The sequence below is a fragment of the Paraburkholderia sp. BGA-UO-ETr-F21 genome, assembly GCF_059567925.1.
Window position 1 is genome coordinate 548,630 of record NZ_JCAQOY010000037.1, and the last position, 25,569, is coordinate 574,198.

Consider the following 25,569-nt stretch of genomic DNA (forward strand, 5'->3'; position numbering starts at 1 on the left):
GACTTAAGATCGCGTAAAAGCGTAGTCGGCGCGTACCCTCAAGACCTCGTGAAATCGGCCGTTATTAGAGCGGTTGGGGCCGCCGACCCCGCTTCGCCCTTCGGGCTCGCACCTCATAACGTGACGAATCTCGCCCAAACGCCGCTTTCCGAGCGCCTTCGCTCGCTCGTCGATACCGTGCAGCACAATGAGCGCACGCTGCGCCGCTTCCAGACCGTGGAGTTGCGATTGATCGGGGCGCAAGATTTCCCGTCCTTTCTCGATACGCTAATCAGTCATTTGCCGCGGGAGTTCTCACTCACGGGCGTGACGCTCTGGCTCGACGACCGCGCGCCGATGCTGCGCGAACTGCTCGAGCCGGCCGCCTTGCAGGCGCTCGACCAGCCCAACCTGCGAACGTCGCGCGAGGGCGGTCTTGCCGCTCGAGGTCTATGCGACGATGGCCGGCCGTGGCTCGGCACGTTGCGCGAACTGGACGACGCGGTGCGGCGCGCTTTCTTCGGCGACGCCGAAGCGCCGGCCAGTGCGATCCTGCTGCCGCTTGCCGCGGGCGACACCGTCAGCGGCTATCTCTGGCTCCGCAGCGACGATCCTGCGCGTTTCGGTCAAGGCATGGCCACCGACATTCTGGAGCGCTTCGCGAGTATCGTGACGGCGAGCCTCGACAATGTCGCGCATCGCGAGCGGCTCAAGCAACTGGGCATGACCGATTCGTTGACGGGCCTCGCCAATCGCCGCTACTTCGACGAGCGACTGCGTGAAGAAGTCATGCGCGCCGTTCGCTATCGGATGCCGGTGGCGTGTCTTTTCATCGATATCGACAGCTTCAAGCGGATCAACGATACGTACGGTCATCAGACCGGCGACCGCGCGCTGGCAGCGGTGGCGGCTTGTGTGCGGCAGCAGGTGCGTCTCGGCGATACCGTGGCACGATATGGCGGTGAAGAATTTGCCGCCCTGCTGCAAGGTGACCGGGCCGACGCGCTCACCGTCGCCGAGCGTGTGCGGCTGGCAGTCGAGAGGCTGGCTTTGCAGGACGACCATGGCGAACGTATTGCCTTGACGGTGTCGATCGGCGTGGCGGCGCGGATGGTCAGCCGTACGCAGGCCGAGGCGGCCACGTTAGGCAGTGTGATCATGGAAGAAGCGGATCGCGCGATGTACCAGGCCAAGCGCAACGGCCGTAATCGTATCGAAGCGCTGGTGAATGCGGATGGAGATTGCGCGGCTGATTAGTTGGCGCATCCGGCGGAAATTGTGCGGCTGATTAGCCAGCGCACCCTGCAGAGATTGCGCGCCGCTTCGGCCCATCATGGCTTGTGCCTGATCGCGCTGCCGGGCTTGCCGTCCGTGTGAAAGGATGGGGCGCGATGCGAGCTTCGCGCTAGGACTGCGTTTCCTGGGTCCCTGCCGCGCTACGAGCGGATCACGCCGTTGAACTCACCGCTCAACTCACGCCGCTCAATTCATACGGTCTACCTCAGGCCATTCAGCTAACGCCGTTCGCACCCACCGGCGTATCCGGCGGCACGCCGAGCAATTGCAACGCTCCGCCCGTCACGCCGCTGAACACCGGACCGGCCACCGTGCCGCCATAGAACGCCTTGCCCGCCGGGTCGTCGATCATGACCGCGACGATCAGCCGTGGATCGCTCATCGGCGCCATGCCGACGAACAGCGCGCGGTAGCGGTTTTTCGCGTAGCTCGCGCCGACCTGTTTGCGCGCCGTGCCGGTCTTGCCGCCGACCCGGTAGCCTTCCACCGTCGCCGCGCGGCCTGTGCCCCCCACGCCGGTCGCCATTTCCAGCATCGAGCGGATGGCGCGCGCGGTCGCCGGCGTCGTGACCGTGTGACCTTTGTCCGTGGACTGCGCGGCGGCTCCCGCTCCCGCTCCCGCTCCCGGTCCATTACGCAACAGACTCACGTGATGCATCGTGCCGTCGCCCGCATAGGCCGTGTAGACCTGCGCGATCTGCAGCAGCGAGGTGGAGAGTCCATAGCCATATGCCATGGTCGCCTGTTCGATCGGACGCCAGCGTTTATACGGACGCACCTTGCCCGACGCCACGCCCGGAAAGGTCAGCTCAGGGCGCAGGCCGAGCCCGTATTCCTGATACTTGGTCCAGATCGTCTCGGCCGGCAGGTTCAGCGCGAGCTTGGCGAGCGCGATGTTGCTCGACTTCTGCACCGCTTCGGCGACCGTCATCGCGCCGTGATTCGAGGTGTCGTGGATCACGGCAGGCCCGATCTTGTACCAGCCCGGCGCGGTATCGATGATGCTCTGTGGCCGCACTTTGCCCGCGTCGATCGACAGCGCGACGACCACCGGCTTGATCGTCGAGCCGGGCTCGAAGGTGTCGACCACCGCGCGATTGCGCAATTGACGGCCAGTCAGGCGGGCGCGGTCGTTCGGATCGAAGCTCGGATAATTGGCGAGCGCCAGAATTTCGCCATTGCGCGCATCGAGCACCACCACGCTGCCAGCCTCCGCGTGATGTTTGGCAATCGCTTCCTTCAACTGCGCGTAAGCGAGCTGCTGAATCCGCCGGTCGATCGTGAGGTGGATGGTGTCGCCGTTCTGCGCGGGCACGAGCGGCCGGGTCTCGGACACCACGCGGCCCAGACGGTCGCGGATCACTTCACGCTGGCCGGGCACGCCGAGCAGCTGCTCGTTGGCGGCGAGTTCGACGCCTTCCTGGCCGTTGTCCTCGACATCCGTGAAACCGACCACGTGCGCCGCCGATTCGCCTTCGGGGTAGAACCGCTTCGAATCCGCGATCTGCGTGATGCCGGCGAGGCCCAGTTTGGACAGATGCCCGGCGGTCTCGGCATCCACCTGCCGCTTGAGCAGAACGAAGGTCTTGTCGCCGTTCAGACGCCTGCGCAGCTCCGCGAGTGGCAGATCGAGCAGCCTGGAGAGCGGCGCGACCGCTGCTTCGTCGATCAGTTTGGGCGAGGCCCAGATTTCATAGGTCGCGAGGCTGACGGCGAGCATCGAGCCGTTGCGATCGACGATCCGCCCGCGTGTCGCGTCGAGTTCGAGGGTGCGCTGATAGCGTTTCTGGCCCTGATCGACGTAGAAATCCTGGTTCACCACCTGCACCCAGAACGCGCGCCCCGCCAGCGAGGCAAACGCGCCGAACACCAGCAGGACGATGAATTTCGAACGCCACATGGGCAGGCGCGCGGCCAGCAACTGATTCTTCGCGACGGGCGCGTAGGGATCGTGAGACTGGGATTTCTTCTTGTGGATCATTGGGTGCGGATATCGAACAGCTCAATTAACTTGTGCCGCCTGGATCAGCGGCAATGAATACTTTGGGTGGCAGGCGCAACTGCTCCGGCAGCCGATGCCGGTCCAATTGTAATAAGAACGTAATCTGTATGCGAGGTTCATGCAAGCTGATATTGGTTGGGTACGATGTCGCGCACGGCGCCGCCGCCGAGGGCCGCGTGCCGAGTGCCGCAAACGGGCAGGGGCAGGGGCAGGGGCATAAAAAAAGCCGCGCGGACTTGAAAATCCGCGCGGCCGTTTCGTTCGATTAATGCGTCGACTCCGACGCGGCGTGTTAAAGAGGCGCTCCCTGCCTGTTGAGCGCCTTCTTTTTTATGTGCCTGCTTGTGTCGTTCCCGAGTGGTCCGACAACGCTCAGGCCGGCAGCGAGAAGCTCGAAATCGCTTCGCGCAGCACCCCTACCTGATCCTTCAGCGAATGCGCGGCAGCCGCGGCCTGTTCGACCAGCGCCGCATTCTGTTGCGTGACCTGGTCCATTTCGCCCACTGCACGATTGACCTGCTCGATGCCCGCGCTCTGTTCGCGCGAGGCGTTGCTGATCTCTTCGAGAATCTCGTTCACGCGGCGCACCGACTGCACGATCTCGCCCATCGTCGAACCGGCGTTGGCGACCAGTGATGCGCCGGCTTCGACCGTATCGGTCGAGGTCTCGATCAAGGCCTTGATTTCCTTTGCCGCCGTGGCCGAACGTTGCGCGAGGCTGCGCACTTCGGCTGCGACCACCGCGAAGCCGCGTCCCTGTTCGCCGGCGCGAGCCGCTTCCACGGCCGCGTTGAGCGCGAGGATGTTGGTCTGGAAAGCGATGCCGTCGATCACGCCGATAATGTCGCCGATCTGCCGCGAGCTGGTGGTGATTTCGCCCATTGTGCGCACCACGTCGTCGACCACGCGGCTGCCGCGCGTGGCGACGTCCGCGGCCTGGCCGGCGAGGTGTGCGGCCTGCTGCGCGCTGTCCGCGTTCTGCTTCACGTTGACCGTCATCTGGTCCATGCTCGACGCGGTTTCGACGAGCGCGGCGGCCTGTTCTTCGGTGCGCTGCGAGAGGTCCGTGTTGCCGGCGGCAATTTCGGTCGCGCCGATGTTGATGTTTTCCGTGCCGAGGCGCACGCGCGACACGGTCTCGACGAGACCGGCCTGCATCGTCTGGAGCGCGTGCAGCAGGCTGCCGGCGCTGTCCGGCTGGACCGGCACGCGCGTGGCGAGGTTGCCGCGCGCCATCAGCTGCGCGTGTTCCACGGCGGCTTCGAGATCGCCGCCGAGCGAGCGGCGAATGCTGCGCAGCACCAGCAGCATGACCGCGGTGGCGATCGCGCCGAGCGTGACGGTGATCACGAGCCAGCGCAGCAGATTGGCATAGAACGCGCTCTGTACGTCGTCCATATACATGCCGGTGACGATATACCAGTCCCACGGGACGAAGTGCAGCGCGTAGCTGGTTTTGGCCACCGGCTTATCGTTGCCGGGCTTGGCCCACAGATAGTCGACGAAACCGCCGCCCTCGCGATTGCCCGCGGTGACGATATCGGTAAACAGATGGTTGCCCGCCGGATCGACGAACTGCCCGAGGTTCTTGCCGACCATTTCCGGCTTGAACGGATGCATCAGCATGACCGGCTGCGAATCGTTGACGGAGATGTAGCCGTCCTTGCCGTAGCGCATGGCCGCCAGTGTGGCGAGCGCCTGCTTTCTGGCTTCGTCTTCGCTGAGGGTGTGCTGTTGCGCGAGCGTGTAGTAGCGGCCGACGATATGGTTGGCCTGGTCGATCAGCGCTTGCAACTGATCGCGGCGGTCCGAAATCATCGAGGCGCGGTTTTGCCATGCGCCGAAGCCGCCGATCAGGATCAGGCCGATCCAGAGGACGGCGATCATCGACGCCAGTTTCTTGTTCAAAGTCATAGCGGTTTTTGCTTTCGCACAGTGGTCGGTCAGGTTGGGGTTCGCTAGCGGCGAGTGGCTTGTCGCTGACTGTGTTTACGGCGCGGCGGCAGGGACTGCGCAGGGCAGGGGAAACCCGCTGTCAGGCATCCTTATTTGTCTGACTAAAAAGAGTCTTTACAGGCGGAATGGCATTTTTATGCAGCGATTCGCAGTGGCCCGTTTATTTGATTGATTCAATCGGGCGTTCCCTGAATAGCCGAATAAAGATGCGGATGATTTTGAATCGATATTAATAGTCCAGGAATTTCGTAAATAAAATTGGAATATCGGGAACCTCAAGATCGCCACAATGGGTTATCGACAAAACTGACCCGACGCAGTACCTGTCTGCATCCTGGCGAGCGGTTGCGTCATGATTCCACAAAACGCCAATAAAATCCAAGTCAACGGCGGATTACCTCGGTTGCAAAAAACGACACATTTTTCCACTTATCCGCAAATGGAGAAAGTCGCAGTCGTGGAAAAGACGAATAAATAAAAATTCCGCTATAGTCGCCATTTTCCAGTCGCCAGTCGGGCAAAAGAAGAGCACCAATAAGCCCGCCACCAGGAGTACAAAAAAATGAACGCTCGCGAACCTGCTTTCGTCTCCGCTTCCCGTAGTGCGCGCCTGCGCCAGATGCTCGTCAGTAACGAACTCGAATTCATGATGGAGGCCCATAACGGCCTGTCCGCGCGGATCGTCCGCGAAGCCGGTTTCAAGGCGATCTGGGGCTCGGGCCTCGCGATCTCGGCGCAATACGGCGTGCGCGACAACAACGAAGCAAGCTGGACGCAAGTCGTCGACACGCTCGAATTCATGGCCGACGCGAGCGACCTGCCGATCCTGCTCGACGGCGATACCGGCTACGGCAACTTCAACAACGTGCGCCGACTCGTGCGCAAGCTCGAACAGCGCGGCATTGCCGGCGTGTGTATCGAAGACAAGCAATTCCCCAAGACCAACAGCTTCATCAACGGCGAAGCGCAGCCGCTCGCCGATATGGACGAGTTCTGCGGCAAGATCAAAGCCGGTAAGGACTCGCAGTCCGATGAAAACTTTTCGATCGTCGCGCGTGTTGAGGCGTTGATCGCCGGCTGGGGTATGGACGAGGCGCTGCGTCGAGCGGAAGCCTACCGGCAGGCCGGCGCGGATGCGATCCTGATTCACAGCAAGCTCTCGCGTCCCGACGAAATTCTCGAATTCGCGCGCGAATGGGCCGGCCGCGGTCCGCTCGTGATCGTGCCGACCAAGTACTACAGCACGCCGACCGAAGTGTTCCGCGAAGCCGGCATCAGCACGGTGATCTGGGCGAACCATCTGATTCGCGCGGCGACCTCGGCCATGCAGGCGGTCGCCAAGGAAATTCACGCGAACGAAACGCTCGTCAACGTCGAAGACAGCATCGCCGCCGTCAACGAAATCTTCCGTCTGCAAGATGCCGACGAATACTCGGAAGCCGAAGACCGCTACCTGTCGAGCGGCCGCGCGGCCGGCTCCGCGGTCGTGCTCGCGGCAAGCCGCGGCAAGGGTCTCGAAGCCGTTACCGAAGACCGTCCGAAAGTCATGCTGCCGATCGCCGGCAAGCCGCTGCTGCGCTGGCTCGTCGACGCCTTCAAGAAGCAGGGTGTGAACGACATCACCGTGGTCGGCGGTTATCGGGCCGACGCGATCGACACGGCCGGTATCAAGCTCGTCGTGAATGAACAGCACGCGCAATCCGGCGAGCTCGCGTCGCTCGCCTGCGCGGTCGACAAACTGGCCGGCGACACGGTCGTCTCGTATGGCGATCTGCTGTTTCGCAGCTATATCCTGCGCGATCTGGTGGAGAGCGACGCGGCGTTCAGCGTGGTGGTCGATTCGTCGCTGACCGACGCGGAAAACGCCAGCGTGCGGGATTTCGCATGGTGCTCGGCGGCCGACGACCGCGGCCTGTTCGGCAACAAGGTCGTGCTGCGTCACGTGTCGAGCGGGCAGGACGCTGCTTCGTCGATCGCGTCGCAAACGCCGCATGGCCGCTGGGTCGGACTGCTGAACGTGCGCGGCCAAGGCCGTGAGCGCTTGCAGGCGGTCATGCGCCAGTTGCAGGCGCGGCCGGATTTCGCGTCGCTCGATATGCCCGCGTTGCTCAACGCGCTGATCGAAGCGGGCGAATCGATCGAAGTGCAATACGTGCACGGCCACTGGCGCGGCGTGAACGATCTCGAGGACTTCCGTCGTGCGGGCGACTTCGCGCATGCACAAGCGCCGTTCGCGGCCGCGGTCGGTGACTCGGCGAACAGCGCGGCGAATAATGTCGCAAGCAGCGCAGCAACGGGAGCGGCGCAATGATCGAGGCGGCCCAGTTCGTCGAGGCGGCGCGCGAGCGCGGCTTCGACTGGTACGCGGGTGTACCGTGTTCGTATCTGACGCCGTTCATCAACTACGTGCTGCAGGACGAGTCGCTGCATTACGTATCGGCGGCCAACGAGGGCGACGCCGTCGCCCTGATCGCGGGTGTCACGCTCGGCGCGCGCAACGGCCGGCGCGGCATCACGATGATGCAGAACTCCGGACTCGGCAACGCCGTGAGCCCGTTGACGTCGCTCACGTGGACGTTCCGTCTGCCGCAATTGCTGATCGTGACGTGGCGCGGCCAGCCCGGTGTCGCCGACGAACCGCAGCACGCGCTGATGGGTCCCGTCACACCCGCCATGCTCGACACGATGGAGATTCCCTGGGAAACATTCCCGACCGAAGCCGACGCAATCGGCCCGGCGCTCGATCGCGCCATCGCGCATATGGATGAAACCGGCCGCCCGTATGCGTTGGTGATGCAAAAAGGCAGCGTGGCGCCGTACGAGTTGAAGGACAGCGGCGCGAGCGAGCGCCGCGTGCCCGTTGCGCCGCAGTCGCGGTTCGCGAATCTCGCGGCGAGTGACCTCGCTTCGCGTCACGATGCTTTGAAAAAGGTGATCGCGCACACGCCGCTCGAATCGACGGTGGTGCTCGCCTCGACCGGATTTTGCGGGCGCGAACTGTACGCGATCGACGACCGTCCGAACCAGTTGTACATGGTCGGCTCGATGGGTTGCGTGACGCCGTTCGCGCTGGGTCTCGCGCTCGCGCGTCCCGATCTGCATGTGGTCGCGCTCGACGGCGACGGCGCCGCGCTCATGCGCATGGGCGCGTTCGCGACCCTCGGCGCATACGGGCCGTCGAATCTCACGCACGTGCTGCTCGATAACGGCGCGCATGACTCCACGGGGGGGCAGGCGACGGTGTCGCCGCAGGTTTCGTTTGCGGGCGTCGCCGCGGCGTGCGGTTACGCATCGGCGCTCGAAAGCGACGACGCGGCCGTGATCGACGACCTGTTCGAAGCGGCGCCGCTCGACGGTCCGCGTTTCGTGCGTCTGGCCATTCGCCGCGGCACGCCCGACGGGCTGCCGCGTCCCACCATTACTCCGCCGGATGTGAAGACGCGTCTCATGCGCCACATCGGCGCCGCTTGAAGTCAAGGAGCGCCCATGCTGCTACTCAATCCCGGTCCGGTGACGCTCACCGAACGCGTTCGCAACAGCCTGTTGCAGACGGATCTGTGCCATCGCGAAAGCGAGTTTTTCGATTTGCAGGAAGAGGCCCGCACGCGTCTGGTCGATCTGTACGGCCTCGATGCCGGCGAATGGCAAGCGGTCCTGATGACCGGCTCCGGCACGGCGGCGGTCGAAAGCATGACCGCGGCGCTGGTGCCGCAGAACGGCAAGCTGCTCGTGGTGGAAAACGGCGTGTACGGCGAGCGTATTTCGCAGATCGCCACGCAGTACGGGATCGCGCATGAATCGCTGAAGCACGACTGGATGCAGGCGCCCGACCTCGCGAAGATCGCCGAACGCCTCGACGCGGACAAGGCGTTCACGCACGTCGCCGTGATCCATCACGAAACCACGACGGGCCGCCTGAACGATCTGGCCGCGCTCGGCGCGTTGTGCCGCGAACGGGGGCTGCGTTTACTGGTGGACGGCGTCAGCAGCTTCGGCGCGGAATCGATCGATTTCACCGACACGAGTCTCGACGCGGTGGCGGCCACGGCGAACAAGTGCCTGCATGGCGTGCCGGGCGCGTCGTTCGTGCTGGTGCGCCGCGCGGCGCTCGGAGAGGCGGCGAGCCGCACGTACTACCTCGATCTCGGACGTCTTGCGCGTTTGCAGGATCAGCGCAACACGCCGTTCACGCCTTCAGTGCATGCGTACTACGCGCTTGTCGAAGCGCTGCGCGAACTCGCCGACGAAGGCGGCTGGCGCGCACGTCATGCGCGCTACGCGGCGCTCGCCGAACAGGCGCGCGCCGGGCTTGCCGAGCGCGGCATCGGCAGCGTGTTGCCGCCGGAGCAATCGTCGGTGGTGCTGCGCGCGTACCGTCTGCCGGCCGGCGTCGCTTATCCGCAACTGCACGACGCGCTCAAGGCGCGCGGCTTCGTCATCTACGCGGGGCAGGGCGGTTTGTCGGCGGAACTGTTCCGCATCTCGACGATGGGCAACATTCACGCCGCCGACATCGACCGTCTGTTGCAAGGCTTTAGCGAACTGACGCGTTGATTCGCGCTTCCGGTGGCTGGCCGCGCAACGCGGTCACACCGGATCTTTGTCCGGCGGCCCATCGGGCCGCTGCGGTTCTTCGGTATGGTGGCCGGGTGACGGCGGCACCAGCGGATCGGCTTCCGGGTCGCGGTTCGGATCGGCATTGGGATCGGGAATCGGGCTGGTATGCATGTCGTAGCTCATGACGGCACCTTTGGCTGGAGACGAGGACAGTACGGGCGGCGAGGTCGAACCCACGCCGGCCGCTCTTTTCAAGCGTAGACGTTTCCGGCGCGCCGCGTCTCTTACTTTTTCACACGACGGCCCGCGCTGAGCTGCCAGTAACGCTCAGTGGCGAAAATGTCGTCGTAATTGCCCGCGCCGAATGCGCGCAACTGGCTTTCGTAAGCGTTGACGGCTTCGCGTTTGAGTTGCGCGCGGCGTTGTGGATCGATCGTATAGCTGGCGCTCGGCTGGGCCGGTGTCGCGACGATGCCGCGCTGCGCGAGATCGGCGAGCCGCGCCTGCACCACGCCAGGCGTGCGGCGGTGAATTGCTTCCTCGTAGCCGAACCAGGTCAGATGCGACAGGCGCGGCAGGATTTCGCAGCAGGCTTCGAACACCCGCACGTGGTCGTCGTGATACAGGCCGAGCGGCATGAGCAGCGTATTCGCGGTCGTGCGGTAGATGGTTTCTTCGAGCGCCGCCGCCAGTTTGCCGATCGATGGCGAGTCCGAATACTGGCTGTCGCGAAACGGCATGCGTAGCGGAATCGCGTCGAGCACTTCGAGTGCGCGGTTGTCTTCCAGCGTGCGCTCGTGAATGGCCTGATGGGCGTCGTTGAAGCCCGAGTTGGCGTCCCATTCGGTATGCATCGGCTGCTCGGGCGGCGCGGCGAACACCGTGCAGACGGCGGCGTCGGGATGCGCGGCGAGCAACGCGCCGCAGCTGAAAACGGCGTCGTCGAAATGGGGCGAGACGATGAAAAGGCGCGGGCTGGTTTCGCTCATGGGACGTGTGATGGGTTCGCGACGCGCGGGCTGTGCACGAGGTTGGCCGACTGTGCCCCGAGCGTCGCGCTGGTGCGCGGGAAAACGCGGCGTCACATCAGCTTAGGCGGAATTGGCGTGCCTTGCGCGGCGGTTTTGTGGGGTGCAAGTGGCGTGCCTGATCGTGCACATGTGATTGATAAGACGCCTTGAGAAGTCAGGTGAGCGCTTAAGCTGATTTTCTGTATTGGAAAATCGTCTGGCCAGGCGCGAACGCTATGCCCCTTCGGCCACCAGCGCCGCCGCGCGATTGAACGCCGCCATCATCCCCGCGACGATATCCTCGCGCAACCGGGCGTCAACCGTCTTCAACGCATACGACGGGTGCCACGTCGGCACGATCAGCCGCCCGCCGTGATCGATGGTCTGCCCCAGATATTCCGATAGATTGACGTGCGCACCGGTCAGCGCCTTCAGCGCGGTCGCGCCGAGCGTAACGACCACTCGCGGCGCGACCCGCTCAAGCTCTTGCTCCAGCCAATACTGGCAAGCCTCGACCTCGCGCAGCGCGGGTGTGCGGTGCACGCGCTGCTGATCGAGCGTTTCCCACTTGTGGTGCTTGACGGCATAGGTTAGATACAGCGCCGCGCGTGCGAGTCCGGCGCGCGCGAGCACGGTGTCCAGCAACTGACCGGCGGGGCCGGTGAAGGGCGCGCCGGTCTGGTTCTCATGCTCACCGGGTTGTTCGCCGACCACCATGATCGCCGCCTGAGCGGGACCGGTGCCCGCGACGGCCTGCTTCGCGTTGCGCCACAACGCGCAGCGCCGGCAGGTGGTGAGCGGACCGGTCGGCTCGCGCAACGGTGGCGTGATCGCTGAATATTCAATGGGCGGCATGTCCGGGACGGTGACGGTGCCGCTCTGCGCGCCGATACGGCTGCGCTCGCGTGCGAGGTGCGCGGGCAGCGGCGGGCCCGCGGGCGGGGTTCTCCAGTAGCGCAGTGGCACGGGCGCCGGCGCGCCGTTGAAGACGCTGGCGTAATACGTGAGCCAGAGCGCCTCGGTGGGTTCGCTGGTCGTGGCTTCGCCGGCCATGGCGCCCGGTGGCAACACCTGCATGGCAGGCGAGTGCTGCCGGCTCTCGGAGAGAGGGTGCTCGCCGTTATCCGTCAACGGCCGGTCGATTCGCAGCAGCATGCCGTTCCAGAACGCCGCGCCGTGTGGCGTCGCCAGCATCCACGTGGAATCGCCCATCCTCTCGGCGAAGCGTGTGGCGGCGCGCTCCAGCAGATCATGATGCGGCTCGTACCAGCCGACGAATTCCGGCAGGCCCATGGACGGATCGCGCCGCCTGAACAGGGTGAGCAGTAGTAGATCGTCGGTTTCGTGCTCCACGGAGCGAATACGCTGATCGAGCAGCGCGCCGTCGTGGTCCAGCAGATCGAGGACGTGGCGCTCGCCGCGCGTCCAACGCCACAGAATGCGGTAGAGCAGGGACCAGCGGTCCGGGGCGCGGAAGCAGGCCGCGGTTTTCAGCCGGGCGAGCAGTTCACGAGGAACGGCGGGAGCGGCGACCGCCAGAGTGGTGGCGGGGCTATCCGGAACATTGGCGGTGTGAGTGCCGACATTGGTCGAAAGGCTCGAATTGCCCGAATTGCCCGAATGGTTCGAATTGCTTGCATGGCTCGAAGCGTCCGAATCACACTCGACCCATTCGATCCGCGCCGGCTCGACCTCTTGCAGCAGTAACTCCCGCGCCGCGCGGCGCCACGCGGAGAAAGTCGGTTCGATAGAAATGCGTTTCATGCGGGCGCGCCGCGGCCATGCGCAACGTAAAGCGCCAACCCTCGCGGACAAAATACTGTATGGATGTACAGTATGCGCCTGAACGCCCGTCCGGATCAAGCCTGCCGCGTTACAGCGACCCCGGCCGGGGCGTCACGCCTAGACGTCGCGTAAATCCTCGGGCGTATCGACATCGCGCAAAATGCCCGCATCGTCGACATCCAATCGCGTCACCCGTTGCGACATGAACAACGACTTTGCGCCGGTATCGCCATCGAGCGCCAGCAGTGCGTCGCGATGCTCGATGCCGAAGCCGACCGGATGCCCCCGCTGCCCCTGATAAAACGGCGCGACCAGCGAAGCACCGCCGTCGAGTGCGCGCGCCACGTCTTCGATCGTCGAAGTGGCGATGCGGGGCATGTCGGCGAGCGCGACGATCCAGCCCTCGGCGCCTTCGCTTGCCTCGATGCCGGCCGCGAGGCTCGCGCCCATCCCGCGTTCGGCATCGCGCGCGAACACCACGTCGCAACCGGCGTCGTTGAGCAGCCGCGCGAGCGCGTCCGAACCTGGCCGCACCACGGCCAGCACCCGCGTCACGACCCGCAGCAGCCGATGCGCGGATTCATGCGCGACCGGTGTGCCGTCGGGCATACGTGCAAGCAGTTTATTGTGCAGGCCGTCCGGGTCGAAGCGCGAACCGAAGCCGGCGGCGAGCAACACGCCAGTGGCGAGCGAGGCGTAGGCCATGGACGGACACCGGGAGCAAAAGATGAGGTCGATTGTGCGATGCAACGCAGCCGTAGGCAAGCGCCAATGCGTATGCATGGCGCTTGCTGTTCGATATCGCGATGCGTTTGCATAACTTAGCGACGTCGATCGAAACGAATCGGCGTCACCATGAAACGCATCGGCGTATGCGAACGTAACGGCGGACGCGAACCTACCGGCCAACGTGAACGCAAACGCCCACGCATCACACCTGCATCGTGCCCATCACCTTGTCCAGCGTAATGGGCAGATCGCGCACGCGCACGCCGGTGGCGTGATACACCGCGTTCGCAATCGCCGCCGGCACGCCCGTAATGCCGATCTCGCCGATGCCGCGTACCCCGAGCGAGTTGATATACGGATCCGGCCGGTCGATAAAGGTAATGTCGAGCGAACCGATATCGGCATTCACCGGCACGTGATATTCCGCGAGATTCGCATTGGTGAAGCGGCCATAGCGCGTGTCGACTGAAGTCTCTTCCTGCAGCGCCGCCCCGACACCCCACACGATGCCGCCCATCAACTGGCTGCGCGCCGTCTTCTGGTTGAGCACGCGTCCCACGTCGTACACAGCCACCACGCGCGGCACCCGGATCGTGCCGAGGTCGGCATCCACATGCACCTCCACGAATACCGCACCGAACGAGTGAAACGAGTACCTCTGTTTTTCGTCGCCGGGCTTGACGGTCGCGATCGCCTCGATCGGCTTGCCGCCCGAGCGCGCGATGATCGCCGCCGCCGGATCGCGTTTGCCCGGTTGCGAGCGGCTCGTCACCCAGCCGTTTTCCACGGTGATGTCGTCGAGCGCGATGCCGTGCACGGGCGAAGCCTGATCGGCGAGCGCCAGCGCGATCAACTGGCTGCGCGCCTGGCTCGCCGCGTCGCGCACGGCAGGTGAAACGCTCGCCGCCGATTGCGATCCGCCAGACACCGGCGCTCGCGGCAAGGACGAATCGCCGAGCGCGAAGTGGATGTTTTCCGGTGCGAAGCCAAGCGCGTCCGCGGCCACCTGGGTCATCACGGTGTAGGTGCCGGTGCCGATATCCTGCGTGCCGGATGCGACCATCGCAGTGCCGTCGGGCAAGATCCGCGCAATGGCGCTGGCTTCGCTGCGATTGGCCGGATAGGTCGCGGTGGCCATGCCCATGCCGATCAGCGTGCCGCCGTTGCGCATCGAGCGAGGCTCCCTCGTGCGCCGCGACCAGCCGAATTTCTCGGCGCCGATCTGATAACACTCGCGCAAGGACTTGCCCGACCACGGCTTGTTTTCCTGCGGATCGGCCTCGGCGTAATTCTTCAGGCGCAGCGCGAGCGGGTCCATGTGCAAGGCGACGGCGAGTTCGTCCATCGCGGACTCGAGCGCGAACGACCCGGTCGTTTCGCCCGGCGCGCGCATGAAGGTCGGCGTGCCGAGATTGAGCGGCACGATGCGGTGCGTGGTCACCTGATTGGGTACCGCGTACAGCATGCGCGTGACCATGCAGCAGGTCTCGGTCCAGTCTTCGATCACCGAGGTGTTCGAGAGGCTGTCGTGACGCATCGCGGTCAGTGTGCCGTCGCGTCGCGCCGCGAGCACGAAGTGCTGCTCGGTGTGCGGACGCGCGCCGACCGGGCCGAACATCTGCGGCCGTTCGAGCACGAGCCGCACGGGGCGCCCGGTCTGTTTCGCCGCCATCGCGCACAACGACACATGCGACCACGACGAGCCCTTGCAACCGAAACCGCCGCCGACGAACGGCGAAATCACGCGCACGTCGGCGGGTGACATGCCGAGCGTCTTCGCGATCGCCTGCGCCGCGCTGCTGACGCCTTGGGTCGAATCGTAGAGCGTGAGCTGCGGACCGTCCCAGCGCGCCATCGTGGCGTGCGGCTCCATCGGGTTGTGATGTTCGATCGGCGTGGTGTAGGTCGCGTTGACGTGCACCGTGCCGCTTTGCATGCCGTCGTCGAAGCTGCCGCGTTGCGTGTCGGTTTGCCGGCCTTGCGGCCTGTCGGGTGCGTGCGCGTTCGGTTTGGCTTGCGCGAAGTCCGTGACCGCGGCGCCGCTCTGATAGGTGATGCGCAACTGGCGCGCGGCGTCGGTGGCATGTTCGAGCGTGTCGGCCACCACCACGGCAACCGGCTCGTTGCTGTAATGAACCTCGTTGTCCTGAAGCAGCGACAGGCGGCGGCCGGCCAGTGGTGCCAGCGCGGGCTTGCCGCCATTGGGCAAGCGCGGCGCGTTCTGATACGTCATGACGAGCAGCACGCCGGGCAGCGCCTGTGCGCGGCTCGCGTCGATCGAGGCAATGGTGCCGCGCGCGATCGTGCTCGTGACGAGCACCGCATGCGCAAGACGCGCCTCGGGAAATTCGGCGGCATAGCGCGCTTCGCCGGTGACTTTGAGCAGACCGTCGGTGCGGTCGAACGGTTGACCGATCAGATTCATGCGACACCTCCCGCGTGGCCGGCGGCCTGATTCACTGCGCGCACGATCGCGCGCTGCGCGAGCTGCACCTTGAAGCGATTGTCGTGTTGCGGCCGGGCCTCGCGCAATGCGGCCGAGGCGGCGTTCTTCAGCGTGGCTTGCGTGAGCGGCTGGCCATTGAGCATCTGCTCCGCCGCGCTCGCGCGCCACGGCTTGTGTGCCACGCCGCCTAACGCGATACGCGCGGTCCGCACGCGGTCGCCGTCCATCTGCAATGCGGCGGCAACCGAAACCAGCGCGAATGCGTAACTGGCGCGGTCACGCACTTTGAGGTAGTGGGAGTTTGCGCTGAAGAGCGGCGGCGGCAGATCGACGGCGGTAATCAGTTCGCCAGGCTGCAAGGTCGTATCGACATCGGGCCGCTCGCCAGGCAGCCGGTGGAAATCGGCGAACGCAATGATCCGCTCGCCCGCGGGACCGCTCACGCGCACCACGGCGTCGAGCGCGGCCAGCGCCACGCTCATATCCGACGGATTTACCGCGATGCAATGGGGACTCGCCCCGAGAATCGCATGCGTGCGATTGTGACCGTCGAGCGCCGCGCAGCCGCTGCCCGGCATGCGCTTGTTGCACTGCGTGAAGGCCGTGTCGTAGAAGTAGCCGCAACGGGTGCGTTGCAGCAGATTGCCGCCTACGGTCGCCATATTGCGCAACTGCGACGACGCGCCCGACAAAAATGCTTGCGTGAGCAACGGGTATTGTTCGCGCACCAGCGCGTGGTTGGCGGCATCGCTATTGCGTACCAGCGCGCCGATGCGGATGCCGCCATCGGGCAGTGTCGTGACCGTGTCGAGACCGCTGATATGCGTGATATCGATCAGCCGCACCGGCCGCGCTACGCCGCCCTTCATCAGATCGAGCAGGTTGGTGCCGCCGCCGATGAACACCGCGCCCGGCTGCTGCGCCGCCCGCACTGCACCGGCGACGTCGCCGGCGCGTTCGTAAGAGATCGCATCCATGCTGTCGCTCCTCAGGCGTTGCGGCTGTTGCCGCTGCCCATCGTGTCGGTGCCCGCAGCATTGCTGTTCTGGCCGCCGCCTTCATGCACCGCGCGCACGGCGGCCACGATGTTCGCGTATGCGCCGCAGCGGCAAATATTGCCGCTCATGCGTTCGCGGATCTCATCATCGGAGAGTTGTGCGGGACGGCTGCGGACATCAGCCGTGACGGTGCTTGCCGTGCCGGTACGAAATTCATTCAGCAGGGCGGTCGCTGAGCACAACTGCCCGGGCGTACAGTAACCGCACTGAAAGGCGTCGTGTTCGATGAACGCGCGCTGCATCGGACTCAATGCGCCATTGCTGGCCAGCCCTTCGACCGTGGTGATGGTCTCGCCCTCGTGCATCACGGCAAGCGTCAAACAGGCGTTGATGCGGCGGCCATCGGCGAGCACCGTGCAGGCGCCGCATTGTCCTCGATCGCAGCCTTTCTTCGTGCCCATCAGGCCCGCGTATTCGCGCAGTGCATCGAGCAGAGTCACGCGCGGCTCGAGTTGCAGGGTGTACGGGCGGCCGTTTACGGTCAACGTGACCGGGCGCGGCGGTACGGCTTGACGAGCCTGGACCGGCGGTGCGGCAGGGGTTTGGGTTTGCGCGCGCAGATGCGGCGCCGCGCCGATCGTGGCGGCAGCGGCGGCCGATTGAAGGAAGCGGCGGCGTGAAGGTTGGGGTGGGGTGGCGGCTGACTCGTCACTCGGATCCTGACATTCGTTATGCGTGGACATGACGTTCTGTTGACTCCGTTGAAAGGTCGATGCAGGCTAGCGATGCGTCGGTATCCGAAGCGTCGCGATCCATTGGACATCACGCAGCAATTTCGGTGCCGTTGCATACACAACGGTATTAGCAAATATCGGAGACAGCCAATGACAGTAATGCCCCGATTCAAGTCCGCGTCGAGACCCGTGCCGCTGGTACGAACCCTGGTCCCCTTGGTGGCCGTGACGGTCGTGTTGAGCGCATGCCACGGCAGCGATGAAGTCAATTCGCCGCCGCCAACGAACACGCTGCCGAGCTTTATCGCCAGTGCCTCGGTAAGAACCCAGTCCTACGACGGCAATACCGACGACCTGCTCACCGCGGGCCTCGGCAAGACCGGCCTCGCTTCGGCCACGGCGCCGGCCATTGCCAACGCTGCGCAACCGACGGCCGCCGAACTGCGCCGCCTCGCTATCTGGGCGAACTATCGCGCGCTCGTGGACATGACCGCGAACGGGGGCTATGGACGTTTCTGGGGACCCAATGTCGACCTGAACGGCAACGACACGCTCGGCGAGGGCAAGATCGCCGGCAAGGAATATCTCGCCTTCGCCGACGACGGCAGCGGCACGCAGAACGTCACCATGCTGGTGCAGATTCCGGCGAGCTTCAATCCGGATCAGCCGTGCATTGTCGCGGCTACGTCATCCGGTTCGCGCGGCGTGTACGGCGCGATTTCGGCGGCCGGCGAGTGGGGCCTCAAGCGCGGTTGCGCGGTGGCCTACAACGATAAAGGCAGCGGCAACGGCGCGCATGAGCTGTCTTCCAATCGGGTTACGCTGATCGACGGCACGTTGCAGGATGCCACTGCGGCGGGCAAGAACAGTTTCTTCACGGCCAACCTCGGCAATACCGATCTCGCGACTTACAACAACCAGTTCCCGAATCGCTACGCATTCAAGCACGCGCACTCGCAGCAGAATCCGGAGAAGGACTGGGGCAAGAATACCTTGCAGGCGATCCAGTTCGCGTATTGGGCGCTCAACGACTCGTATGGCACGCTCAACGGAGCGACCCGCAACGTGCGCTACGAGAACGGCAGCATCACGACCATCGCGGCTTCGGTGAGCAACGGCGGCGGCGCGTCGCTCGCGGCGGCGGAACAGGACACGTCCGGCTGGATCACCGCGGTGGTCGTGGGCGAGCCGCAGATCAATTTGCGGCTGCCCGCGCAGGTCTCGGTGGCGCAGGGCGGCGTGCCGGTCGGCGCATTCGGCAAGCCGCTCGCCGACTACATGACGCTCGCCAATATGCTGCAACCGTGCGCGGCACTCGCGCCCGCCGCGGCCGGCGCGCCATATCTGACGGCGTTGCCGCTCGCCACCACCACGTCGATTCGCACCGCGCGATGCACGTCGCTGGCGAGCGCGGGTGTGATCACGGGCACGAATACGACGACCCAGGCGATCAACGCGCTCGCGCTCCTGCATCAAAACGGCTATCAGACCGACTCCGACGTGCTGCAAGCGCCCATGTGGGACTCGCAGGCGGTGCCGGCCGTTGCCGTGACCTATGCGGATGCGTACGCGAAAGCGAGCGTGACCGCCAACCTCTGCGCGTTCAGCTTCGGCACGACGAGCGCGGCGGGAGCGGCCGGCGTGACGCCTGCGGTGTCGCCGATGCTCACGGTGTTCGGCAATGGCAACGGCGTGCCTCCGACCAACGGCATCAACCTCGTCTTCAACCCGGGCGCAGGCGCGGCGGACCATCGGCTGGCGAGCGCCGACGGCAGCTTTGCGGGGGCCTCCTGTCTGCGCACGCTGTGGACCAACGGTACGCTGACTGGCAGCGTCGAAGCCATTCGTGTGAATGCGAACCTGCATGGCAAGCCCGCCATCATCGTGCAGGGTCGCGCGGATGCGCTGGTGCCGATCAACCACGCGTCGCGGCCGTATCTCGGCTTGAACCAGCTGAGCGAAGGCGGCGCGAGCAAGCTATCGTTCTATGAAGTGACGAACGCCCAGCATTTCGATGCGTTCCTCGGCGTGGCGGGTTTCGATTCACGCTTCGTGCCGCTGCATTACTACAACATTCAGGCGCTCAATCTGATGTGGAGCCATCTGAAAAACGGCACGCCATTGCCGCCGTCTCAGGTGATTCATACCATACCGCGTGGCGGCTCGCCGGGCGCCGCGCCGCAACTGACCACGGCCAATCTGCCGGCGATCGCGGCGAGCCCCGGCGTCAACGCGATTACGGTGAGCAATGGCGCGGTGAACGTGCCGAACTGAATCGCGCATAGCTGAATGCACCGGCTCGCGGCGGCCGTCACGCGCGCGAGCCGGCCTGCGCGAATCGCTGCTCGCGAGCAAGCCCGCCCGGGTATAAGCGATGCTATGGCAGGTGAAGTGAAGCGTGTTCAAAGGAGAACGAATGCAGTTCGACTACAGGCATTTTCATATCGATTGCCGCGCCCGCCACGCGGAAGACGGCCTTTACCACGCGAGAGCGAAGATCACTCACGTGCCGCAGAAAAACGAACACGTCCGGTCGCACGATTCCGGCGACATCGACGCCTTTTCCAGTGAAGCCGACGCCATTTCATGCGCGAAGTCCTACGCAATGGAATGGTGCGACGCGGCGGCGCAATAACGCGCATTGCAGAGAGGACACGTCGTGGCCAGGCTTCGAATCGCGACCTTCAACATCAACGGAATTCGCTCGCGCCTGCCGGCGCTGTTGCAATGGCTCGAACGCGAGACGCCCGACATTGTCTGCCTGCAGGAACTCAAGGCGGTGGACAGCGCGTTTCCCGCCGAGCAGCTGCGCGATGCAGGTTATGGGGCGATCTGGCAAGGGCAAAGCGCATGGAACGGCGTGGCGATCCTGTCGAAAGGCGCGGCGCCGCTGGAGAGCCGCCGCGGCCTGCCGGGTTTCGAGGCGGACACCCATAGCCGGTATCTCGAAGCCGCGATTGGCGGCGTGCTGGTGGCATGCCTCTATCTCCCCAACGGCAATCCCCAGCCCGGCCCCAAATTCGACTACAAGCTGGCGTGGTTCGATCATCTGATCAAGCACGCGGCGAACCTCTACAAGAGCGGTCATCCAGTGGTGCTGGCAGGCGACTTCAACGTGGTGCCGACCGACGAAGACATCTACAACCCGCGCTCCTGGCTGAAAGACGCGCTGCTGCAACCCGAGAGCCGCGAACGTTATCAGCGATTGCTCGCGCAAGGCTGGACCGACGCATTGCGAACGCAATTCGGCGGAGAACGGATCTATACCTTCTGGGATTATTTTCGCCGCCACTGGGACACCAACTCCGGCTTGCGTATCGACCATCTGCTGCTGAGCGCCGACCTCGCGCCGCGCTTGCGCGATGCGGGTGTCGATCGGTGGGTGCGTGGCGAGCCGCACGCAAGCGATCACGCGCCCGCGTGGGTCGAACTTGACATGGGTGCGGGACGCCGCAAGAAAAGCAGCGCATGAAGCGAAACGGGCGATCGACAGAAGCCGATCGCCCGGTGATCAAACGCGTCGATAATCAACGGCGATAGTCGCGCTCAGCGGCGCCGTGCGCCCACAGCGCGCCCGCTACGAAACCGGCGAGCGCCACCACCGCGATCGCCGTGAACGGACTTTCCGCCGTCGTTTCACGCACGAGGCTCGTGGTGCTCGCGCACAGTTGCTGGGCCTTGCCGCTCAGTTCTTTGGCTTTGCCGGCCAGTTGGGTGCCGGTATCGCCCAGTACATCGCCAGCCGCGCCCTGAACCTTCCCCGCGACTTCCTTGACTGCGCCTTCCACTTTGTTCGCTGCCGAATTGGTGTCCATACGTTTTTGCTCCCATTGTCATATTTACGTGTGAGCCATCGCGAATCGCAACACCTGCACACCGGGGTTTCGCGCACGCCGCCCTGAGAGGCACGGCTTACGTCCACCAGACAAGGCGCAAGAAGCGCGCCCGGGAAAAAGCAGAGCCGACGAAGCGGGAACGCGTCAGCGCCGCCGTCTGGAATTGATGCCCACGAAGACGGCCATCAGCATCAGAAAGCCGCCGAACAGCAGCGCCGAATTCACCACGACGTGCCGGATTCCGAGCGTCTCGACGTTGATGAACGGATAGGGATAGAAATCCGACAGGCTCCCGCGCCAGAAAGTGACGCCGAGATAGGCCAGCGGATAGACCAGCCACAACAGACAATGCCGCAGCCGCAAATGAAAGCGCGGCACGAACAGCACCCAGTACAGCGCGGCCAGCATGGGCAAGACGCTGTGAAGCGATTCGTTGAGCAGCAGCCGGAATGCCGTGGGCGTCCAGTAACCTCGCAGCAGCAGGTTGTACGCAATGCCGACAAACACCATGTACACCACCACCGCGGTGACGACGGTAGGTTGCCGGAAAAACCGCGCGGGCGCCGATCTGTGCCCGCGTAACGCCACGCAGGTAAAACAGATCGCGCAGGCGAGCGCCGTCAGATTGGTGAGATAACTGCTCATGCGGGAGATGCCGTCGAGCACGGTCAACCCGCGCGCGAGCGTGCGGTCGATCGTGACGTCAGCTTGCGCGACGATCGAGATCCACGCAATGACGGCGATGATCGCCGCCAGCGTCACCGACGAAACACTTGGCGTATGCAGCGGAAGCTCGGGCTCCCGGTGCTCGGAAGGGGCAGGGCGCATGCGTTCGATTTTATACACACTGCATGGGCTTTGCAGTGTGCGTGACCGAGCGCACGCGCCGCATCGATCAGGCGCGAGGCAGAAGAAATACTACGGCGTGCTACGCGAACCGGTCACAGGCTTCAGGCGTTCCACTACTGCGGGAATGGCTGAACTCGCCGGAACGGCTTCGTCGATCGCGGTGCGCCCGCCATCGTGGAAAAATGCCAATTCGGCGGCCTTGTTCAGGACCAGAATGCTGATGCGCCGGTTGGTCGGCTCATCGGCGACATTGCTGTTCAGCGGCAAGACGTCCGCCAGTCCGCGCACCTGCAGCAGCTTTTCGCCATGCATGCCACCGGCAACGAGCGAGCGGCGCGCGGCGTTGGCGCGTTCGGACGACAGTTCCCAGTTCGAGTAGCCCTCCGGTCCCGCCGTGTAGGGCACCGCATCCGTATGGCCGGCGATCGAAATGCGGTTGTCGACGTCGTTGAGCGCGGCGCCGATCTGCGTGAGGATCGTTACCGCATAAGGTTGCAGCTTCGAGCTGCCGGAAGGAAACATGGGCCGGTTCTGCGAATCGACGATCTCGATACGCAGCCCTTCATTCGTGATCGAGATGCGGATCTGATCCTTGAACGCCTTCAACGCGGGGCTCTGTTCGATCAGCGTGGTGAGCTTCGCCTTCAGTTGTTCGAGGCGCGCCGCGTCGGATGGCGCCACGGTCGGCGCGACGGTCGCGGACGGTGCGGGTTGGGTCTCGGTCTGGCTCTTCCTGCCGTCGCCGGGCCGTGTCTCGGAGATGTCGCGGCCGCCGCCCTGCACCACGCTCGGACGCGCCGCAGCCGTGCCTTCGTTGCCGCCGAGCAGGCTCGACAGCGGCGTGTTGAAATAATCCTCGATACCCTGCTTGTCGTACTTCGACGTGGAGCCGAGCAGCCACATCAGCAGGAAGAACGCCATCATTGCGGTGACGAAATCGGCGTACGCGATTTTCCATGCGCCACCGTGATGGCCGCCATGATCTTCGCCTCTTCTCGAGCGGCGCACGATCACCGGCGCCGGCGCCTGCTCCTCCCGTGACGCCCGCGATTTTCTTTCGCTCATCATGCCGCTCCGCGTCAGGCCGACTTCGGCATCTTGGTGGCGCGCACGGCGTCGTCGAGTTCCTGGAAGCTCGGGCGGTCGGCGGTGAACAGCACCTTGCGGCCGAATTCGACGGCGATCGGCGGCGCGTAGCCGGACAGCGATGCGAGCAGCACGGCTTTCACGCACTGATACGGTTTGGCTTCGGCGCGGCCTTTGGCGTTGAGCAGATCGGCCAGCGGGCCGATAAAGCCATACGCGAGCAGAATGCCGAGGAACGTGCCGACCAGCGCGCCTGCAATCATTTCGCCGAGCACGGCGGGCGGCGCGCCAACCGAACCCATGGTGTGAACCACGCCCATGACCGCGGCGACGATACCGAAGGCGGGCAGGCCGTCCGCCATTTTCTGAATGGCGTTGGCCGCGACGGTCGATTCCGCGTGATGCGTGGCCAGTTCCTCGTCCATCAGATCCTGCACTTCGAGCACGTTCACATTGCCGCCGGACATCATGCGCAGATAGTCGACGATGAAGTCGAGCAGATGATGGTCCTCGAGCACATGCGGATACTTCTGGAAAAGCACGCTTTCTTCGGGTGCGCCCACGTCGACTTCGAGCGACATCATGCCTTCCTTGCGCGCCTTCTGGAGCAACTCGTAAAGCAATGCGATCAGCTCGAGATATTTCTCCTTGGTGTAGCCACCGCCCTTGAAGCATGACGGAATCGCCTTGAGGGTTTTCTTCAGTGTGGAAGTCGGATTGCTCACGACAAACGCGCCGATTGCCGCGCCGAAGATGCACAGTAGTTCGAACGGTTGAATCAGCGCCGGCAGATGGCCGCCCACGCCGATAAAACTGCCAATCACCGAACCGATCACTAAAACCCAGCCGATTGCAACAAACATACTTTCTCCGATTATCTTGCGCTGCCCCGCGTTCGATTAGAAAAGCCCTTATTTCAAAGGCTTTTCTCGCGCGTCACAAATCTTCCGTATGTACCGGTAAACGGCTGAATCCGGTGATGCTGAAGTGCTGATCTGCTTAAAGTGCGAAATAAATTCACCAATCGGTTAGTTCTTGATATGGGCCGGTAAATCTGTCCGCATTTTGCGATTTTCGGATTGCAATTCGTGTTTTTCCGGTCCAGCCACAAACCGAGTCAAGATGCCGCTGCTATTCACTGATAGGTAACTTTTTACCGATCGCTCTGGTAGCATGACGATCGATTTGTCCCGACGGCCGTCAAGGCGGCGCCCTGTCGCGTCACGCTCCCGTCGGCAACTGACACCGGCAGTGCCAATGACTCAACCGGGAAGGGAATGCCGCATGCGAAAACCAGAATCTACTGTTCAAAGTCGACTGATTCCCAAGGCGGCGGCCTGTATCACAGGCGTGAGTTTGCTATTCATCTCTACCCTCGGTCATGCCCAGGAGTTTTCGCTGTTCGGTGGCGGCTCGCGTGCGGGCAGCACGAACACCTATACGTGGGCCTTCAACTATCAGGAAGGCCTGGGTCAATACTTCGCCGGCAGTTTCACGTGGCTTAACGAAGGGCATATTCCGAACCACCATCGCGACGGTCAGATGATCCAGTTGTGGGGGCGCATTCCCGTGGGCAACCCGCAATTCGTTCTACAAGCGGGCGTCGGCCCTTACCGTTACTTCGATACGACCACCGCCGTGGAAGGCGGCAGTTATTCCGACACTCACGGCTGGGGCGTGGTGTACAGCGTGCGCGCCGCATACTACGCGTCGAGCCGGTGGATCACGCAGCTCCAGTTGAATCGCGTGCACGTTCAGCGTGGGCCGGATGCGACCAGCGTGATGTTCGGCGTCGGCTATCAGCTCGACGCCCCGGACTCGCCCGGTCCGCGCGACTGGGCGAGCGGCAGCACGCACAAGGTCACTAATAACGAAGTGGCGGTGTATCTCGGCAAAACCATCGTCAATTCGACCAGTTCGCCGAGCGCGTTCGGCGGCGCAATCGAGTACCGGCGCGGCCTCGCGAAGTATCTCGACGTCACGGTCGGCTATCTCCACGAAGGCAGCAGCAAGGTGGCGCGCCGCGACGGTTTCACCAGCCAGTTATGGGCCACCCGCGCGTTTCTCAACGACAAGGTTGCGCTCGCGCTCGGCCTCGGCGCCTACTACGCGATCAACGAGAACGAAAACAGCGCATCACCTGGGCCGGGCGCGGGCAAGTTCTCCGGTCTCGTCACGATTGCGGGCTCGTATCGTCTAAGCGACCATTGGGACGCGCGGCTCGAATGGAACCGCGTCGTGACCCGCTATGATCGCGATTCGGATGTGATTTTCGGCGGGCTGGGCTATCGTTGGTGAATTGGGTG

At 64.1% G+C, this 25,569-nt stretch carries 21 protein-coding genes; 8 read left to right on the forward strand and 13 right to left on the reverse strand.

Features of this window, described 5'->3' with window-relative positions; translation table 11 throughout:
- The first annotated feature begins 120 nt into the window (after positions 1-120).
- A complete protein-coding gene (locus AC57B1_RS26140) occupies positions 121-1,236 on the forward strand; it encodes a GGDEF domain-containing protein (protein ID WP_496419112.1) in 1,116 nt (371 codons plus the stop codon).
- Between the two features lie 253 nt (positions 1,237-1,489).
- Here the strand turns inward: AC57B1_RS26140 and AC57B1_RS26145 are convergent, their stop codons facing one another.
- Together AC57B1_RS26145 and AC57B1_RS26150 are read right to left on the reverse strand one after the other, a co-directional pair.
- The gene (locus AC57B1_RS26145) at positions 1,490-3,256 is read right to left on the reverse strand and encodes a peptidoglycan D,D-transpeptidase FtsI family protein (protein WP_496419113.1); all 1,767 of its coding nucleotides are present in this window, start codon (positions 3,254-3,256) and stop codon (positions 1,490-1,492) included.
- 393 nt (positions 3,257-3,649) lie between these two features.
- Complete coding sequence (locus AC57B1_RS26150) at positions 3,650-5,191, reverse strand: methyl-accepting chemotaxis protein (protein WP_408347953.1); 1,542 nt, start codon at positions 5,189-5,191, stop codon at positions 3,650-3,652.
- Positions 5,192-5,795: 604 nt separating this feature from the next.
- Here AC57B1_RS26150 and aepX point away from each other — a divergent pair.
- Genes aepX through AC57B1_RS26165 form a run of 3 tightly spaced genes read left to right on the forward strand, consistent with a single transcriptional unit; the run spans position 5,796 to position 9,787 of the window.
- Complete coding sequence (gene aepX / locus AC57B1_RS26155) at positions 5,796-7,544, forward strand: phosphoenolpyruvate mutase (RefSeq protein WP_496419114.1); 1,749 nt, start codon at positions 5,796-5,798, stop codon at positions 7,542-7,544.
- A complete protein-coding gene (gene aepY, locus AC57B1_RS26160) occupies positions 7,541-8,704 on the forward strand; it encodes a phosphonopyruvate decarboxylase (protein WP_496419115.1) in 1,164 nt (387 codons plus the stop codon). Before aepX ends, aepY begins: the two co-directional genes overlap by 4 nt.
- A gap of 15 nt (positions 8,705-8,719) precedes the next feature.
- The gene (locus tag AC57B1_RS26165) at positions 8,720-9,787 is read left to right on the forward strand and encodes a 2-aminoethylphosphonate aminotransferase (protein WP_091802901.1); all 1,068 of its coding nucleotides are present in this window, start codon (positions 8,720-8,722) and stop codon (positions 9,785-9,787) included.
- Between the two features lie 33 nt (positions 9,788-9,820).
- On the opposite strand, the gene AC57B1_RS26170 is transcribed toward AC57B1_RS26165, so the two are convergent.
- From AC57B1_RS26170 to AC57B1_RS26200, 7 genes are all read right to left on the reverse strand, one after another.
- Positions 9,821-9,973, reverse strand: a complete 153-nt coding sequence (locus tag AC57B1_RS26170) for a hypothetical protein (RefSeq protein ID WP_165614491.1) — start codon at positions 9,971-9,973, stop codon at positions 9,821-9,823.
- Between the two features lie 101 nt (positions 9,974-10,074).
- Positions 10,075-10,779, reverse strand: coding sequence for a PIG-L deacetylase family protein (locus AC57B1_RS26175; RefSeq protein ID WP_408347964.1), 705 nt, complete (start codon positions 10,777-10,779; stop codon positions 10,075-10,077).
- Between the two features lie 255 nt (positions 10,780-11,034).
- Positions 11,035-12,564 (reverse strand): UdgX family uracil-DNA binding protein, encoded by a 1,530-nt coding sequence (locus tag AC57B1_RS26180; protein WP_496419116.1) that lies wholly within the window; start codon positions 12,562-12,564, stop codon positions 11,035-11,037.
- Positions 12,565-12,702: 138 nt separating this feature from the next.
- Complete coding sequence (locus AC57B1_RS26185) at positions 12,703-13,290, reverse strand: nucleotidyltransferase family protein (RefSeq protein ID WP_408299604.1); 588 nt, start codon at positions 13,288-13,290, stop codon at positions 12,703-12,705.
- A 226-nt stretch (positions 13,291-13,516) separates the two neighbouring features.
- Complete coding sequence (locus AC57B1_RS26190) at positions 13,517-15,739, reverse strand: xanthine dehydrogenase family protein molybdopterin-binding subunit (RefSeq protein WP_496419117.1); 2,223 nt, start codon at positions 15,737-15,739, stop codon at positions 13,517-13,519.
- Positions 15,736-16,737 (reverse strand): FAD binding domain-containing protein, encoded by a 1,002-nt coding sequence (locus AC57B1_RS26195; protein ID WP_496419118.1) that lies wholly within the window; start codon positions 16,735-16,737, stop codon positions 15,736-15,738. Before AC57B1_RS26195 ends, AC57B1_RS26190 begins: the two co-directional genes overlap by 4 nt.
- A gap of 11 nt (positions 16,738-16,748) precedes the next feature.
- Complete coding sequence (locus AC57B1_RS26200; protein ID WP_408347976.1) at positions 16,749-17,501, reverse strand: 2Fe-2S iron-sulfur cluster-binding protein; 753 nt, start codon at positions 17,499-17,501, stop codon at positions 16,749-16,751.
- 141 nt (positions 17,502-17,642) lie between these two features.
- Between AC57B1_RS26200 and AC57B1_RS26205 the strand changes: the two genes are divergently transcribed.
- From AC57B1_RS26205 to AC57B1_RS26215, 3 genes are all read left to right on the forward strand, one after another.
- The gene (locus AC57B1_RS26205; protein WP_496419119.1) at positions 17,643-19,766 is read left to right on the forward strand and encodes a D-(-)-3-hydroxybutyrate oligomer hydrolase; all 2,124 of its coding nucleotides are present in this window, start codon (positions 17,643-17,645) and stop codon (positions 19,764-19,766) included.
- A gap of 142 nt (positions 19,767-19,908) precedes the next feature.
- A complete protein-coding gene (locus AC57B1_RS26210) occupies positions 19,909-20,127 on the forward strand; it encodes a hypothetical protein (RefSeq protein ID WP_408299612.1) in 219 nt (72 codons plus the stop codon).
- Between the two features lie 24 nt (positions 20,128-20,151).
- Positions 20,152-20,964 carry an exodeoxyribonuclease III gene (locus tag AC57B1_RS26215; protein ID WP_496419120.1) on the forward strand — a complete coding sequence of 271 codons (813 nt, stop codon included), beginning with the start codon at positions 20,152-20,154 and terminating at the stop codon, positions 20,962-20,964.
- 55 nt (positions 20,965-21,019) lie between these two features.
- Here AC57B1_RS26215 and AC57B1_RS26220 read toward each other — a convergent pair whose 3' ends face one another.
- The 4 genes from AC57B1_RS26220 to motA form a co-directional block, all read right to left on the reverse strand.
- Positions 21,020-21,307 carry a CsbD family protein gene (locus AC57B1_RS26220; RefSeq protein ID WP_091802872.1) on the reverse strand — a complete coding sequence of 96 codons (288 nt, stop codon included), beginning with the start codon at positions 21,305-21,307 and terminating at the stop codon, positions 21,020-21,022.
- 165 nt (positions 21,308-21,472) lie between these two features.
- Positions 21,473-22,156 carry a Pr6Pr family membrane protein gene (locus tag AC57B1_RS26225; RefSeq protein ID WP_496419121.1) on the reverse strand — a complete coding sequence of 228 codons (684 nt, stop codon included), beginning with the start codon at positions 22,154-22,156 and terminating at the stop codon, positions 21,473-21,475.
- 90 nt (positions 22,157-22,246) lie between these two features.
- Positions 22,247-23,242 carry a flagellar motor protein MotB gene (motB, locus tag AC57B1_RS26230; RefSeq protein ID WP_496419122.1) on the reverse strand — a complete coding sequence of 332 codons (996 nt, stop codon included), beginning with the start codon at positions 23,240-23,242 and terminating at the stop codon, positions 22,247-22,249.
- Between the two features lie 14 nt (positions 23,243-23,256).
- A complete protein-coding gene (gene motA, locus AC57B1_RS26235; protein WP_408182281.1) occupies positions 23,257-24,126 on the reverse strand; it encodes a flagellar motor stator protein MotA in 870 nt (289 codons plus the stop codon).
- A gap of 421 nt (positions 24,127-24,547) precedes the next feature.
- Here motA and AC57B1_RS26240 point away from each other — a divergent pair, with 421 nt between their 5' ends.
- Entirely contained in the window at positions 24,548-25,561 is a 1,014-nt protein-coding gene (locus AC57B1_RS26240) for a hypothetical protein (RefSeq protein WP_408347988.1), read from the forward strand.
- Positions 25,562-25,569: the final 8 nt, after the last annotated feature.

Coding starts and splice junctions, on each gene's coding strand:
- AC57B1_RS26150 (WP_408347953.1), bottom strand. CDS start 5,191: ATGACTTTGAACAAGAAACTGGCGTCGATGATCGCCGTCCTCTGGATC.
- motB (WP_496419122.1), bottom strand. CDS start 23,242: ATGAGCGAAAGAAAATCGCGGGCGTCACGGGAGGAGCAGGCGCCGGCG.
- AC57B1_RS26210 (WP_408299612.1), top strand. CDS start 19,909: ATGCAGTTCGACTACAGGCATTTTCATATCGATTGCCGCGCCCGCCAC.
- AC57B1_RS26175 (WP_408347964.1), bottom strand. CDS start 10,779: ATGAGCGAAACCAGCCCGCGCCTTTTCATCGTCTCGCCCCATTTCGAC.
- AC57B1_RS26195 (WP_496419118.1), bottom strand. CDS start 16,737: ATGGATGCGATCTCTTACGAACGCGCCGGCGACGTCGCCGGTGCAGTG.
- AC57B1_RS26180 (WP_496419116.1), bottom strand. CDS start 12,564: ATGAAACGCATTTCTATCGAACCGACTTTCTCCGCGTGGCGCCGCGCG.
- AC57B1_RS26200 (WP_408347976.1), bottom strand. CDS start 17,501: ATGTCCACGCATAACGAATGTCAGGATCCGAGTGACGAGTCAGCCGCC.
- AC57B1_RS26240 (WP_408347988.1), top strand. CDS start 24,548: ATGCGAAAACCAGAATCTACTGTTCAAAGTCGACTGATTCCCAAGGCG.
- AC57B1_RS26145 (WP_496419113.1), bottom strand. CDS start 3,256: ATGATCCACAAGAAGAAATCCCAGTCTCACGATCCCTACGCGCCCGTC.
- AC57B1_RS26205 (WP_496419119.1), top strand. CDS start 17,643: ATGACAGTAATGCCCCGATTCAAGTCCGCGTCGAGACCCGTGCCGCTG.
- aepX (WP_496419114.1), top strand. CDS start 5,796: ATGAACGCTCGCGAACCTGCTTTCGTCTCCGCTTCCCGTAGTGCGCGC.
- motA (WP_408182281.1), bottom strand. CDS start 24,126: ATGTTTGTTGCAATCGGCTGGGTTTTAGTGATCGGTTCGGTGATTGGC.
- aepY (WP_496419115.1), top strand. CDS start 7,541: ATGATCGAGGCGGCCCAGTTCGTCGAGGCGGCGCGCGAGCGCGGCTTC.
- AC57B1_RS26170 (WP_165614491.1), bottom strand. CDS start 9,973: ATGAGCTACGACATGCATACCAGCCCGATTCCCGATCCCAATGCCGAT.
- AC57B1_RS26190 (WP_496419117.1), bottom strand. CDS start 15,739: ATGAATCTGATCGGTCAACCGTTCGACCGCACCGACGGTCTGCTCAAA.
- AC57B1_RS26225 (WP_496419121.1), bottom strand. CDS start 22,156: ATGCGCCCTGCCCCTTCCGAGCACCGGGAGCCCGAGCTTCCGCTGCAT.
- AC57B1_RS26185 (WP_408299604.1), bottom strand. CDS start 13,290: ATGGCCTACGCCTCGCTCGCCACTGGCGTGTTGCTCGCCGCCGGCTTC.
- AC57B1_RS26165 (WP_091802901.1), top strand. CDS start 8,720: ATGCTGCTACTCAATCCCGGTCCGGTGACGCTCACCGAACGCGTTCGC.
- AC57B1_RS26220 (WP_091802872.1), bottom strand. CDS start 21,307: ATGGACACCAATTCGGCAGCGAACAAAGTGGAAGGCGCAGTCAAGGAA.